General features: G+C 70.9%; 11 protein-coding genes. 4 read left to right on the forward strand and 7 right to left on the reverse strand.

Annotation, left to right across the window (positions count from 1 at the left end; all coding sequences use genetic code 11):
* Nucleotides 1–2: 2 nt before the first annotated feature.
* Together ACFXJ8_RS07070 and ACFXJ8_RS07075 are read right to left on the reverse strand one after the other, a co-directional pair.
* Entirely contained in the window at nt 3–1,493 is a 1,491-nt protein-coding gene (locus tag ACFXJ8_RS07070) for an IucA/IucC family protein (protein WP_379642901.1), read from the reverse strand.
* On the reverse strand, nt 1,490–2,599 hold the full coding sequence (locus ACFXJ8_RS07075; RefSeq protein WP_379642902.1) for an acetyl-CoA carboxylase biotin carboxylase subunit family protein: 1,110 nt from the start codon (nt 2,597–2,599) through the stop codon (nt 1,490–1,492). Before ACFXJ8_RS07075 ends, ACFXJ8_RS07070 begins: the two co-directional genes overlap by 4 nt.
* A gap of 168 nt (nt 2,600–2,767) precedes the next feature.
* Here ACFXJ8_RS07075 and nudC point away from each other — a divergent pair, with 168 nt between their 5' ends.
* Nucleotides 2,768–3,742, forward strand: coding sequence for an NAD(+) diphosphatase (gene nudC / locus ACFXJ8_RS07080; protein ID WP_379642903.1), 975 nt, complete (start codon nt 2,768–2,770; stop codon nt 3,740–3,742).
* Between the two features lie 38 nt (nt 3,743–3,780).
* Here nudC and ACFXJ8_RS07085 read toward each other — a convergent pair whose 3' ends face one another.
* Both ACFXJ8_RS07085 and ACFXJ8_RS07090 read right to left on the reverse strand, forming a co-directional pair.
* The gene (locus ACFXJ8_RS07085; protein WP_379642904.1) at nt 3,781–4,029 is read right to left on the reverse strand and encodes a mycoredoxin; all 249 of its coding nucleotides are present in this window, start codon (nt 4,027–4,029) and stop codon (nt 3,781–3,783) included.
* A 71-nt stretch (nt 4,030–4,100) separates the two neighbouring features.
* Complete coding sequence (locus tag ACFXJ8_RS07090; protein ID WP_379642905.1) at nt 4,101–4,982, reverse strand: alpha/beta hydrolase; 882 nt, start codon at nt 4,980–4,982, stop codon at nt 4,101–4,103.
* Between the two features lie 148 nt (nt 4,983–5,130).
* On the opposite strand from ACFXJ8_RS07090, the gene ACFXJ8_RS07095 reads away from it, so the two are divergent.
* The 3 genes from ACFXJ8_RS07095 (at nt 5,131) to ACFXJ8_RS07105 (ending at nt 9,194) form a co-directional block, all read left to right on the forward strand.
* On the forward strand, nt 5,131–7,179 hold the full coding sequence (locus ACFXJ8_RS07095) for an ATP-dependent DNA helicase UvrD2 (protein ID WP_379642906.1): 2,049 nt from the start codon (nt 5,131–5,133) through the stop codon (nt 7,177–7,179).
* Between the two features lie 385 nt (nt 7,180–7,564).
* On the forward strand, nt 7,565–8,437 hold the full coding sequence (locus ACFXJ8_RS07100) for an acyl-CoA thioesterase (RefSeq protein ID WP_379642907.1): 873 nt from the start codon (nt 7,565–7,567) through the stop codon (nt 8,435–8,437).
* A 487-nt stretch (nt 8,438–8,924) separates the two neighbouring features.
* Nucleotides 8,925–9,194, forward strand: a complete 270-nt coding sequence (locus tag ACFXJ8_RS07105) for a WhiB family transcriptional regulator (RefSeq protein ID WP_379642908.1) — start codon at nt 8,925–8,927, stop codon at nt 9,192–9,194.
* A gap of 508 nt (nt 9,195–9,702) precedes the next feature.
* Here ACFXJ8_RS07105 and ACFXJ8_RS07110 read toward each other — a convergent pair.
* From ACFXJ8_RS07110 to ACFXJ8_RS07120, 3 genes are all read right to left on the reverse strand, one after another.
* Nucleotides 9,703–10,689 (reverse strand): threonine aldolase family protein, encoded by a 987-nt coding sequence (locus ACFXJ8_RS07110; protein WP_379642909.1) that lies wholly within the window; start codon nt 10,687–10,689, stop codon nt 9,703–9,705.
* 402 nt (nt 10,690–11,091) lie between these two features.
* A complete protein-coding gene (locus ACFXJ8_RS07115) occupies nt 11,092–12,408 on the reverse strand; it encodes an ABC1 kinase family protein (protein ID WP_379642934.1) in 1,317 nt (438 codons plus the stop codon).
* Nucleotides 12,409–12,495: 87 nt separating this feature from the next.
* Complete coding sequence (locus ACFXJ8_RS07120; RefSeq protein WP_379642910.1) at nt 12,496–13,968, reverse strand: ThiF family adenylyltransferase; 1,473 nt, start codon at nt 13,966–13,968, stop codon at nt 12,496–12,498.
* Nucleotides 13,969–14,057: the final 89 nt, after the last annotated feature.

Here is a 14,057-nt window from a genome sequence, read left to right on the forward strand (position 1 = left end):
GATCAAGCGCTCCTCGCGAAGGAAAGGGCCCTCAGATAGTTGGGACCGCTGGTGCCGTAGAACTTGTTGATGTCGCGCGCGCCTGAGCGCTCCTTCGCCACGAGGGTCCCGGCGGTGATCATCGACTTGCCGGTCAGCCTGGCCGCGTCGAGCGTGCGGCAGCGCAGCAGCCTGGCCATGGGGTCGTCGCCGTGCTCGGCCAGCGCCTCTTCCAGGCACGAGCGCACCAGCGCGGCGGCCCGGTCGGCGGGCAGCGCGCCGAAGGCGATGGAGGCGGCGGCCAGGTGCAGGGTGATGGTCACGAACACGTCGGCGAGCGCGTGGGGGTCGTCGGTGAACATCCGCTCGTCGGTGAAGGACGGCGGCGTCACGCCCGCGGCGGCCAGCCTGGCGGGGGAGGCGAGCAGGCCGTCATTGTCCTTGACGAGCAGCTTGAGCTCGCCTCCCGTCAGGACGAGCGCCAGGTTCTGCTGGTGGGCCTCCAGGGCCACGCCGTACCTGACGAACAGCCGCACGTTCCACCGCAGCAGCGTCGTGAGGTAGCGGGCGAGCAGGCCCTCCACGTCGCCGAGCTCCTCCCGCACCTCCGGGACGTTCAGCGCGGCGACCGGGATGATCGTGCCCTCGGGCAGGCGGCGCAGCATCCAGCCGAGGTACTCGTGGCCCGCGTGGGCGTAGGTCTGCTCGTCGGCCAGCAGGATGCCGGGGTCGGCCAGCTCGCGCAGCAGCCGCTCGGCGGCGGCGCCGTCGGCGAGCGTCGACGGCTTGATCGAACGGCGGTTGCGGCGGCCGAGCGTGCTGGTGGGCAGCGGCAGCTTCAGCTGTGTGCGCGCGTCGAGCTGCACGGTCCGCATCGACAGCGTGGGCCTGACCGTGACGCGCGGGCCGCCCTCCGCGAGCCGGGCCTGCGGCGGCAGCGCGCCCACGGTCAGCGGGTGGACGGGCAGCAGCACCGCGCCGTCCGCCTCCGCGGCCCAGTGCGCGGCCGCGCCCGTCACGTGCTCGCGCGGCACCCACGCCCATCGCAGGTCGAACGAGGGCGCGAACTCGGGGGCGTAGGCGAGCAGTTCGTCGTCCGACAGCCCGGCCCTGGCCCGCGCCGTCGGGTAGACGGGGTGGTCGACGAAGGCCGCCATCGATTCGTAGTCGGCCAGCTCCCTGCCGGTGACGCGGGGCTGGTGCTCGTCGTGCAGTTCGAGCGCGTGGAGCGCCTCCACGCACTCCTCGAAGAAGGCCGCCACGCCCTCCGCGTCGGCCGGGTCGGCGATCTCCTGCAGCGTGTTGAGCACCTGTTCGAGGCCGAGCAGCTCGTCGTCGGCGACGACGAAGTCCTGGAAGAGCAGGCCGGGGGCCAGCCGTACGCGCCTGCCGTCGGCCAGCAGCAGCGCCACGCCCTCCTTGCTCCTGGTGACCCGTTTGCCCAGGTCGCCGTAGCCCTCCCGGAGCAGCGCGTCGAGGACCCTCCTGGCGAGGTACGGCTCGCGCGGTCTCACGCGATCACCCACGGATGCCGTCGCATGAACGCCCCGACGGCCGCCTCGACCTTCTCCGCCGAGGGCCCGACCGCTCTGATCACGCCCAGGTAGTCGCGGTTGGTGTGGGTGAGCTCCACCCTGTCGCCCACGCTTCTGAGCGGCCTGTGCCACAACCCGTCCCCTTCGTAGGCAGGCGGCGCCTGCACGACCACGCCCGATCTGTCGGCCACCACGCTCACCGCGCACCCGTGACCGGTGGCGGAGGGGATCTCGGGCGCGGGCTCGCCCAGGTGCACCCGCAGGATCCACTCGAACAGCGGCACGCCGAGGAGGTCGGCCAGCAGGAAGTCGCAGTGATCGCCGATGGCCCGGTAGTTCACCTCGACGATTCTCGGGCCTTTCGCGGTGGCCACGTACTCGGTGTGGCACGCCCCGAACCCGACGCCCAGCGCGGCCAGCGCCCGCAGCACGTGCGGATCGGCGTCGGGCGCCCAGTCCAGCCGCTCCTCCACGAAGTACGGCAGCGGCCCCAGCGTGGTCGCGAACCCGCCGAGCACCCTGGTCGTGCGGCCGTCGCCGAGCGTCTCCAGCGTGCGCAGCGGCCCCTCCAGGTACTCCTCCACGACCAGCGGCCGGTCGCGCAGCCCGGCGATCGCCCGCTCCAGGTCGCGTTCGACCAGCATGACGTTCTCGCTGGCCACCCCTTCGCGCGGTTTGACCACCACCGGGTACGGCACGCGGGCGGGCACGGGGTCGCCGGGGGCCAGCCGTACGGACCAGACCCGCTCGACCCCCGCCAGGGCCAGCCTCCTGCGGGTCAGCGACTTGTTCTTGGCCGCCAGGCACGCCCGCCAGTCCTTGCCGGGCAGCCCGAAGTACTCCGCCGCCAGCGCGGTCTCCACCTGCAGGTGGTCGGAGTTGGAGAAGATCGCGTCAGGCCGGTGGTGGTGGGCGATCGTGTCGATCACCGCGCGCGGGTCCCACACGTCGCACGCGATCGCGTCAGGATGCTGCTCCGGCCGGTCGGTGAGGATCGTGACGTCGCAGCCCAGGGCGCGCGCCGCGGGCAGGAATCCGTCGGTCACCGAGTCGGTCGGTTTGGCAGCGGTCACGTAGAGCCGCAACGCGTGGCACCCCCGGAAGCTCAGGTAAGGCTAACCTAACTCGGCTGATCCTATCGGCTGCAGATCATGGTGCGGCACGGAAAGCGTAATTAGCTGGATGCCCCTGTGTCCTGCCGAGGTCAACCGATCGTCATAAGATGACGTGGACCTTCGGGGAGGAAGTGGCGCGTGGAGACGACGGCGGAAGAGCAACTATTGGGGCCGCTGCTCCTCGCGCGCGGCACGATCGACAGATCGGCACTGCTGCGTGGCGACTCCGGCTGGCTCGCCACCGCCTGGGCCGACCCGGCGAGCAGAGTGCTGGTCGTCCACGAGGGCCACACGCTGGTCAGGCGCACCGGCGACCAGGTCGACGCCGTCCTCTACACCACGCGGCAGGCCCCCGAGGGCGAGCGCTACCTGCTCGGTGTCGAGAACGGCGTCGCCTACTTCGCGGTGGCCGCGCCGCTGCCGGGATTCGCCACAGCCGACACCAACGGCCGGGTCGTCGCCCCGATGGGCCTGGACGAGACGCCCGAGGGTGAGCCGTTCCCCGCGGGGCTGCGCCAGGTTGGAGCGCTCCTCGGCGACCGCGACGCGGGCCTGCTCGTCTACGCCGTCGCGCTGGAGGCCTGGCACACCACCCACGAGTTCTGCCCGCGGTGCGGCAGTCGTACGACGGTCGAGGCGGGCGGGCACATCCGCGTCTGCCCCGAGGACCGCAGCCAGCACTTCCCCAGGGTGGACCCCGCGGTCATCATGCTGGTGCGCGACGAGCGCGACCGCTGCCTGCTGGCCCGCGGCCCGCAGTGGCCCGAGGGGCGGCTGTCGATCCTGGCCGGATTCGTGGAGCCGGGAGAGTCGCTGGAGCACGCGGTCATCCGCGAGGTGGCCGAGGAGGTCGGCGTCACCGTCGTCAACCCCCGCTACCTCGGCAGCCAGCCGTGGCCCTTCCCCCGCAGCCTCATGCTGGGCTTCTTCGCTCACGCCACCACCACCGAGATCGTCTGCGACGCCGACGAGATCGCCGAGGCCCGCTGGTTCACCCGCGCCGAGTTGCTGGCCGCACTGCGAAGCGGCGAGGTACGGCTCCCGCCGCCGGTCTCCATCGCCCGCCGCCTGATCGAGACCTGGTACGGCGACCACCTGACCGGCGACTGGTGACCGGGCCCCGGCTCGCAGGAGCCGGGGCGGTGCCTATCTCAAGCGGCCTCGAGGAGGCGCTTGATCTGGGCGACGGGCGGGTTGGTCAGCACCGTGCGGCCGCCAGGGGCGTCCACGACCACGGTCGGCACCATCTGGTTGCCGTTGTTGACGCTCATCACGAACTCCGCCGCCGAGGGGTTGCGCTCGATGTCGACGTCTTCGTAGGCGATGCCCTCACGGGTGAGCTGGCTCTTGAGCCGCTTGCAGGGACCGCACCAGCTGGTGGAGTAGACGGTGAGCGCCATATGACAATCCTTCCGGGTTCAAACGAAGGCCAAAGACCGCAACAATCCGGAAGGCCCAGGTAATTCCAGGGTCAGGAAGCCAGCCGCTCGGCGATCCACTGGTGCACGCGCTCGGCGACCCCCGGCTCCCTGTAGAGCGGGGCGCTGTGTGAGATGCCGGGCTCGGTGAAGACCGTCATCTTGACCCCGACCTGGCCGAGCATCTCCTTCAGCAGCAGGCTCTGCGTCACCGGCACGAACTCGTCGTCGGAGTGGACGGTCAGCATCGGCGCGTCCTTCTTGCTGGCGTGCCACGGCACCTCCATCGAGGCCCACACGCGCGAGCACTTGCCCTTGGGCTCGCAGCCGCCCGCCAGCCTGATCGCGGCGTCGCGCAGCTTGACGCGGTTGGGGTCGGGGGAGTCGGCGCCGTCGGTGTAGGCGCGCAGCGGCGAGATCACGGGGGAGACGCCGACGACGCCCTTGAGCCCCTGGAGCGCGCCGTCGCCGTACGTGCCGACGGCGGCGGCGATGTGCCCGCCCGCGGAGAAGCCGACGACCACGTAGTTGTTCGGGTCGAAGTTCCAGCGGTCGGCATGCCTGCGGGCGGTGGCGATCGCGTCGAAGGCGTCGGTGCGCTGCGCGGGCCACGGCGCCTCGGTGGACAGGCGGTAGTTGAGGTTGATGACCGTGTAGCCCAGCTCGACGTAGCTGCGGCTGATCTCGGTCATGTACTTCTTGTCGCCGCTCGACCACCAGCCGCCGTGGATGAGGAAGACGGCAGGGTGCTTGTTGTAGTCGGGCGTCCACCAGACGTCCATCGCCTGATGGCGGCCGGGGCCGTACGAGACGGTCTCGAACGTCGTGCCGCCCAGCGGGTCGCTGTACGAGGGGGACGGGTCCTTCGACGCGTGCGCCACTCCGGGGATCAACGCGACGGCAGCGAGAACACTCGCGATCACCGCAGCTCGCACGGGCCTTCCTTTCCCCCATGATTCGGTCGGCCCCCATTGTGGGGGAAATGACCTACTTTTCGCATCTCAGCGATGAAGAAACAGGTGACGGCGGCATGTTGCCAGAATGGAGTGGCCCCCCGCCACCTGCTGCGAGGATGTTGATGTGATGACAGGCGATGACGTTCTGGCCGGGCTCGACCCCGAGCAACGCGCGGTGGCCGAGGCCGTACGCGGGCCGGTCTGCGTGCTCGCCGGTGCGGGCACGGGCAAGACCAGGGCGATCACCCACCGCATCGCGCACGCCGTGCACACGGGGGTGGTCGACGCGCAGGGCGTGCTCGCGGTGACCTTCACCACACGCGCCGCCGCGGAGCTGCGGCAGCGGCTGCGCCAGCTCGGCGCGCCGGGCGTGCAGGCGCGCACGTTCCACGCCGCCGCGCTGCGCCAGCTCACCTACTTCTGGCCCAGAGTGATCGGCGGCTCCGCGCCCTCGGTGATCGAGTCGAAGCTGCCGCTGCTCGTCGAGGCGTCCAGGCTGATCCGCCGCAGCCCCGACCGGTCGGAGCTGCGCGACATCGCCTCCGAGATCGAGTGGGCCAAGGTCACCCAGATCGGCCACGAGGACTACGTGGCCGCCGCCGCCAAGGCCCACCGCGCGCCCCCCGCGCCCGCGGAGGAGATCGCCAGGCTCTACGAGGCCTACGAGCAACTGCGCCGCGAACGCCACCTGGTCGACTTCGAGACGATCCTCGAGCTGACCGCCGCCGTGATGACCGAGCACGCCGACGTCGCCAACCAGATCCGCCAGCAGTACCGCTACTTCGTCGTCGACGAGTACCAGGACGTCAACCCGCTGCAGAAGCTCCTGCTCGACACCTGGCTCGGCGGGCGCGACGACCTGTGCGTCGTCGGCGACCCCAACCAGACGATCTACTCCTTCACCGGCGCGACCCCCCGCTACCTCACCGGGTTCTCCGTCGAGTACCCGAACGCCTCCCTGGTCAGGCTGGTGCGCGACTACCGGTCCACGCCCCAGGTCGTCGGCCTGGCCAACCTCGTCATCGCCAAGGGCAAGAGCCCCCACCGCCTCGAACTCCTCGCCCAGCGCCCCGAGGGGCCCGCGCCCGCGTTCGCCGAGCACGACGACGAGCCCGCCGAGGCCGCCGGAGTGGCCCGCGCGATCAGGAAACTGATCGACAAGGGCGTGTCGCCCCGCGAGATCGCCGTCCTGTTCCGCGTGAACGCCCAGTCAGAGGCCTACGAAGAGGCGCTCGCCAAGGCCGACATCCCCTACCTGGTGCGCGGCGCCGACCGCTTCTTCGAGCGTCCAGAGGTACGGCGGGCCGTCGTCCTGCTGCGCGGCGCGGCCCGATCCGCCTCCGGCGAGCCGCTGGCGCAGGAGGTCCACGGCATCCTCGGCGGCATCGGCCTCACCCCCGTCCCGCCCGGCGGCGGCAAGGCACGCGAGGAGTGGGAGTCGCTGCGCGCCCTCGCCGACCTGGCCGAGGACCTGGCCGCCGACGGCGGCGACCTGCCCGCCTTCGTCGCCGAGCTCGAACGCCGCGCCACCGAACAGCACGCCCCGCCCGTCGAGGGCGTCACCCTGGCCTCCCTCCACGCGGCCAAGGGCCTGGAGTGGGACGCGGTCTTCCTCGTCGGGCTCACCGACGGCATGATGCCGATCATCTACGCCGAGACGCCCGAACAGATCGAGGAGGAACGCCGCCTCCTCTACGTCGGCATCACCCGCGCCCGCGTCCACCTCGGCCTGTCATGGGCGCTCGCCCGCGCCCCCGGCGGACGCAGGGGCCGCCGTCCCTCCCGCTTCCTCGACGGCCTGACCGGCCGCCCCGCCCGCTCCTCCTCCGGTACGGCTTCCGCCGCCGCGCCGCGTCGCCAGGTCGCCGCCCCCGTCAACTGCAGGGTGTGCGGCAAGACTCTGGTGGCGGCGGCCGAGCAGAAGCTGGGCCGGTGCTCGACCTGCCCCTCCGACTACGACGAGGCGCTGCTGGAGGCGCTGAAGGTGTGGCGCACGTCCACCGCGAAGGAGGCCAAGGTGCCGCCGTACGTGGTGTTCACCGACGTCACCCTCCAGGCGATCGCCGAACGCGCGCCGCGCAGCGAGCAGGAGCTGCTGTCGATCGCGGGCATCGGCAAGGTCAAACTCGACCGGTACGGCTCCGCCGTCCTCGACATCTGCCGCACCCACACCTAACCGGCCCCCGGGGCCTCTAGTGGGTGTCGCCCGCGGACCCTCGCGCCCCCGCCCCCCGGCCACCGGTCTCGCCCTGGGTGTCGCCCACGGCCTGCGCACCCCCGGCCCATGCCGCCGGGTCCGGGGGGTCGCCTGGACCCTCGCGCCCCGCCACCGCGGCCTCATCCCCCACCCTCCCGAGAAGACGCTCGCCCCTGCGGCACTCGTCGGATCGTCGACCGTCCCCGCTACCCGCGGCCACGTCCGCCCCCGAGGAGACGCCCGCCCTCCGAGAGACCTTCACCACACCAGCCCCCGAAGGCGGCCCGACGACCCCGGGAGCGGTCGCGGCATCAGTCCCGTCACACTAGGTTTGGATGGCTTTCGCCGTAGAAGGGGACCCGCCGTGAACGAAGCGCTCAAGGAGCTGCTCGACCTGCTCGACCTGGAGCAGATCGAGCTCGACATCTTCCGCGGGCGGAGCCCCGAAGAGCGCATCCAGCGGGTCTTCGGCGGCCAGGTCGCGGCCCAGGCGCTCGTCGCTGCCGGCCGTACCGTGCCCGAGGACCGCGACGTGCACTCCCTGCACGCCTACTTCATCCGCCCGGGCGACCCCTCGATCCCGATTGTCTACAACGTCGAGCGGGTCAGGGACGGCAGGTCGTTCACCACCCGCAGGGTCGTCGCCGTCCAGCACGGCAAGGCGATCTTCACGATGTCCGCCTCCTTCCACATCTTCGAGGAGGGCGTCCACCACCAGGCCGCGGTCATGCCGCAGGTCGTCGGCCCCGAGGAGCTGCCGACGTTCCAGTCGCGCATGCTGGAGCTGGTGGGCGACGACTCGCAGTGGAAGGAGTGGCTGGCCCGCCCCCGCCCCGTCGACGCCCGCTATGTCTCCCCGCTGACCTGGGAGGCCTACAAGGACCCGTCGCTGCGCTCGGCGGAGAACAACGTGTGGTTCCGCTACGACGCCGAACTGCCCGACGACCGGCTGCTGCACGTGGTGCTGGCCGCCTACGCCTCCGACTTCACGCTCGTCGACACCGTGCTCCTCGCCCACGGCCTGGCATGGGGCGCCTCGAACGTCTCCGGAGCCTCGCTCGATCACGCCATGTGGTTCCACCGCCCCTTCAGGGCCGACGAGTGGCTGCTCTATGCTCAGGAGTCCCCCTGGTCAGGAGGAGCGCGGGGGCTTGCGCGGGGTGAGATGTTCACGCCGTCGGGCGACCTGGCCGTGTCCGTGGTTCAGGAGTGCATGATCCGCGTGGCGAAGTCGTAAAACTGCAGGTAGAAAATATGTTGCCCCTTCCGGGCTTCCCGGTTTAGGGTCATGGTCAAGCGAGTCGGACACTCCTGTCCGACGATCCCAGAGTGGAGGTGAGCCCCGGTGAGGAACATGACTGAAATGTCGGCCACGCAGTGGCTCGCTTCCGCATGCCGTGACGGCGTCAGGCTAGCCAGTGGCCTGGCCAGAGTCCGACAGGACCAGTCTGCCCGCAGCCAGCTCGCGTTCCACGCAGGCTACGGCGCAGCCGCTGTCCAGGGCGCCCCCGTCTACATCGCGGGCGCTGACGTGCCGACCCAGCAGATCACCAAGGGTGGACTGCGCGGTCCGCAACCCTGGAGGGATGAACCGGTCATAACCTGACCGGCACTTTCAGCCTCCAGGCCGCGGATCCGCAGACAGGATCCGCGGCCTTCTTGTTTGTCCGTGATCCCCGACACCCACGAGGTACCCGACCAAGAACAACCAGAAGGAGACACAGATGGGGGCCAAGACGATCATGGACCTGATCGACGAAGCCGAAATCCCCTGTCGTACCGACCCCGACCTGTGGTTCGCCGAGTCGCCCGACGACGTCGAGTTCGCGAAGACGCTCTGCGGCGGCTGCCCGATCCAGAAGGCCTGCCTGGCCCGCGCGCTCGAGCGCGAGGAGCCGTGGGGCGTCTGGGGCGGCGAGCTGATCCTCAGGGGGACCGTCGTTCCCCGCAAGCGGCCTCGCGGGCGTCCCCGCAAGCACCCGGTCGCTGCCTGAACCCCACCCATCGCACCACAGAAAGCCGAGACATCCGATGAGCATCATTCCTGGTAGGAGCTTCGAAATGCCGTATATGTATCAAGAACTGGTCAATGACCGAATACAAACCCTCCACAGGGAGGCCGAGGAGTACCGGATGGTGTCCCGCTTCCAGCGCGTCCAGCGCGCGCGGCGTGGCGTCCAGCGAGCCAACGACCGGCTCCGCAGGGCTCTTCTCTCCCAGGGATAGGTGGTGAGATCCTGCCGCCGGCGGAGGATCTCACGGTCTGACCTCACGTAGAAAGGCCGGGTGCGCTCCACGCACCCGGCCTTTCGGCTGTCCAAAGGGCTTTATGCCGCCGCTAACCCACCCCGGCCGCCACCAACTGCCCCGCGGCGCCCGCCTCTGCCCGAGCCGGCCGTCCCAGTCCTGCCAGCGGCCCGCCTTCCGGTGGGCAGCCGCGCTGCGGTCAGTGGCGTAGCGCGGCCGGAGTCGGCTCGGGACCGGTGAGCCGCCGTGTCGCGGTCAGTTCCGCAGGGCGGTGCCGATGCGGCGCACTGCCTCGGTGATGTCGTCGCGGGAGACGTCTCTGTGAGTGACGAACCGGATCTTTCCCGCCATCGGCGCCGCCAGCACTCCAGCCGCGGCCATCTGCTCCAGCAGCGCGCCAGGGTCGGGCACGGTGGCCATCACGATGTTGGTCTGCGGCGCGCTCGTCTCCAGACCGAGTCCTGCCAGTCCCTCCGCGAGCAGTGCCGCATTGGCGTGGTCGTCGGCCAGATCGTCGATCCGGTCGAGCGCGACCAACCCGGCCGCCGCGACGATCCCGCCTTGCCGTACACCGCCGCCCAGCATCTTCCGAACCCGCCTGGCCTCAGCCACGAACTCCGTCGTTCCCGCCACCAGCGAGCCCATCGGCGCACCCAGCCCCTTGCTGAGGCAGACCTGAACGGTGTCCGTGCCGATGGCCAGTTGGGCGGGCGTGGCGCCGAGGGCCACGGCCGCGTTCCAGATCCGGGCACCGTCGAGGTGCACCTTGAGCCCGGCCTCCCTCGCCGCCGCCACCAACTCGGCGTGCTCGGCGAGCGGAGTCACCGTGCCGCCCGCCGAGTTGTGGGTGTTCTCCAGACACAGCAGGCTTGTGCGCAGGGTGAAGTACGGCCCCGGCGTGCCCGCCGCGCTGCGTACGGCGGCAGCGGAGAAGCGCCCCGGCCCTGCGTCCCACGGCAGCGGCTCCGGCAGACCGCCGGCCAGCCACGCGGGTGTGCCCAGTTCCATGCCGAGCACGTGGGCTCCGGCGGCGGCCAGGAACCGATCACCACGCCGCAGGTGCAGCATCAGCGCGATCGCGTTGCCCATGCACCCGGTCGGCACCCACAGAGCCGCCGCCTTGCCCAGGAGCTCAGCGGCCCGTTCCTCCAGCGCCCGCATCGTCGGGTCCCCGTCCAGGACATCGTCCCCGACCTCGGCGGACGCCATCGCCGCCCGCATCTTCTCGTCAGGCTTGGTCACCGTGTCAGAGCGAAGATCTATCACGATGCGACCATAATCGAGCGATTTTTGTGATCTACCGCCGGGAGGCCCGGGAGCACGAGAGGGCGGGGGTGGGCGGGGGCACGGTGTGCGCTGGGGGTTAGGAGACGACGTGAGGCGCAGCCGTAACTCGGGATCAGGTCGGGGCTGGAGGGTGGGGCGCAGGCGTGTCTTGGGGGAGGGACGGAGGGCTGAGGGCGTGACTTGGAACAGAGGCCGGGGCGGCTTCTGAGGTTGAGGCGAAGGCTGAAGTCTGGGGCAGTGGGCTGTTGGCGGGATGCCGACTCGATCAGGGGATGGCCGCGCCCGTTGGGTGGTCAGGCGCGCGAGGGGTGAGCCGCAGGCTGGGGTTAGGACGCGAGGGTGAGGCGCAGGCTGGGGTCAGCCGACGGCCTCATCGGCGAAGCCAGGGACCCACTGGATCACCTCGTCGCGAAAGCGGGCCGTCGTCCCGAGTTGGCACAGCACCCCCACCCCCGCCGCATGGACCCGATGGATCAGCACGTACGAGACGGGCAGGTTGAGCTGCCTGACCACGTTCGTCGGACGAATGTCGGTCACGCTGGCCGCCTGCGCCTGCAGCCACTCCCTGCTGAAGGTGAACTCCTCCACCGCCGTCGGCTCCACGTAGGGCGCCAGGAATCCGCGCAACGCCTCCGGGTCGATCTCGATGTGCTCCTGGATGAAGCCCTCGTCGCGCAGCCCGGTCACCACCGTGTCCATGTCGCCCTGGTTGAAGATGCGCGTGAGCTGGCCGAACACCTTGGGGTACCCCTCGGGCAGCCGGTTGACCGCGCCGAAGTCGAGCACGCCGAGCCTGCCGTCGGGCAGCATGCGGAAGTTGCCCGGGTGCGGGTCGGCGTGGAGCATCGCGACGCGGGCCGGAGAGGAGAACAGGAAGCGCACGAACAGCAGCCCCGCCCTGTCGCGCTCGTCCTTGGTGCCGTCGGTGATGATGCGCGACAGCGGCGTGCCGTCCATCCACTCGGTGACCAGCACCTCCTCGTTGGCCGCGATGACGTCGGGCACGAAGAAGTCGGGATCGTCGGCGAACTCCTGGGCGAAGGCGTGCTGCGCCTCTGCCTCGCGGAAGTAGTCGAGCTCCTCGGCGATGCGCTCGCGCAACTCGGCCAGGACCGCCCTGATGTCGAGGCCCGGCAGCAGCACCCCGAAGAGCTTGCCGAGGCGCGCCAGCTGGGCGAAGTCGCCGAGCAGCGCCTTGCCCGCGCCCGGGTACTGGATCTTGACGGCGACCGTCCTGCCGTCGTGCCACACCGCCCGGTGGACCTGCCCGATCGAGGCGGCTGCGGTCGGCTGGTCGTCAAAGGACTGGAAGTTGTCGCGCCAGTCGTCGCCCAACTGCTCGGCCAGCACCTTGTGGACGGTGGCGGCGGGCAGCGGGGGAGCGGAGTCCTGCAGCTTGGTGAGCGTCGCGCGGTAGGGGCCCGCGATCTCGGGGGGCAGCGCCGCCTCGAAGATGGACAGTGCCTGGCCGAGCTTCATCGCTCCGCCCTTCAGCTCGCCGAGCACCTTGAAGATCTGCTCGGCGGTGCGCTGCTGGATCTCCTGGGCGACCAGCTCGGCCGACTTGCCGCCGATCCGCTTGCCGATGCCCATGACCGTACGGCCGGCGAATCCGAGCGGAAGGGTCGCCAGCTTGGCGGAGCGCGTGACGGCGCGACGCGGAAGATCATTCACCATGACGCGCGACATCTCATGATGAGATGCCGCTTCCCCCTTTCGTGGGTCGGACCTGACAGGGCCCTCGGTCCTGCCGCTTGCCCGTCAGCCGCAGGAGTCTGGCGTGACCATTGTCAGCGCACCTAGGTCGTTTCGCCAGCAACGACATTGTGGATGCACAGTCCAGGATCGGCGCTTCCACCGCCAATCAGGCAAAACATCCATTGTGCCGTTTGTCACAGCACTCTCCTGGCCATCGATATGAGCAAGCGCATGTCCGGCTGCGGCCGCCGCTACCAGCGAGGACAGCACCGAACTACAGGCGATCTCGCCCGCGGGGAAGCCGCCGAGCCTGGCGGTGACGATCGGCCACGCGGGGTCGCGATCGCGCCGCGCGAGATCGAGGCAGTGCAGGCACGCGGTCTCGCCCGGCCGTACCAGAGGGCCGACGGAGCCGTGACCCTCGAAGGCGGACGCGAGCAGGTGGGGGATCTTCATGGCGACCAGCTCGGACACCAGGACCGCGTCGAGCGGCCCGACGGGAGCGAGGATGACGAGATCGGGCCGCTGCGAGCCGTCGCCGAGCGGCGGCCCACCGGCCCGCGCATCCACCGAACACCCAGCCTCCGAGGACCCAAACTCCGAGCACCCCGCCTCCGAGGACCCAGACGCACGGAGTTCAGCCGAACGGGGCCCGGACGCGCGGGGCTTGGCCGTACGGGGCTCGGGCGTACGGGGCTCGGCATGAGGCCCCGACACACGGGGTTCGGAGGCATGGGGCCGCGGCGCACGGGGTCCGGGCGCGCGGAGTTCGGGCGCAGGGGGTCCGGACGCCCGGGGCCGGGATGCACGGGGTCCGGAGGCGGTAGACCCTGCGGCAGACGGCACGAAGGTAGGCGGCCCAGAGGTAGGCGGCCCAGAGGTAGGCGGCACGGAGGTAGGCGGCCCTGAGGCGGGCGGCACGAAGGCAGGCCCTGAGGTCGAGGGGGCTCCGGCCGTGATCCGCCGGGCCACGGCGGCCGCGCCCTCCTCGCGCGGCAGCCCGACCTCGCCCCAGCCCAGCCCGCCCGGCACGAGGTCCTCAGCCCTCGCGAGCCCGGGGTCGATCACCCGCACCTGCCCCACCCCCGAGGCGGCCAGCAATGCGACGATCTGCGCGCCCACCCGGCCGGCCCCGTAGACCCGAACCCGCGCCTCCCGCCGCCGCCGCATCGTCGCCAGCGCGCCCCCCGGCGTGGTCGACGCCAGATCGAGCGCGTCGAGGTCGGGCCGCAGCCGGTCGCGCTCGGCGAGCGTGAGCCGTGAGAGGGGGACGGGCCGCACGGCCGCGTCGTCGAGCACGCCCCGGGCCGTCAGCGTGTCGAGCAGTGACCGGGCGCCCTCCTCCGACAGTCCGGCCTTGGACGCCTCCCGCATCACCTGCCCGATCTCTCTCGTGCCGTCGAGCCGGTCGATCCACTGCTTCACCGACGGAGCCAGGTCGCTCACCAGGACCGCCCTGCGCGGATGCACGCCGAACTGGAGGGTGTGCTCGTCACGAAGGATCCTGCGCAGCACGGGTTTCACACGTGGCCTCATGGCGCGCAAGATTCCCACCGCCCGTCATGATCGCGTAGCAGTTTCCCTCGCCCTGTGGATAACCCGTGCCGCCACCCCGAACGGCTGTG

This window comes from Nonomuraea sp. NPDC059194 (assembly GCF_042754765.1).
Taxonomy (GTDB): domain Bacteria; phylum Actinomycetota; class Actinomycetes; order Streptosporangiales; family Streptosporangiaceae; genus Nonomuraea.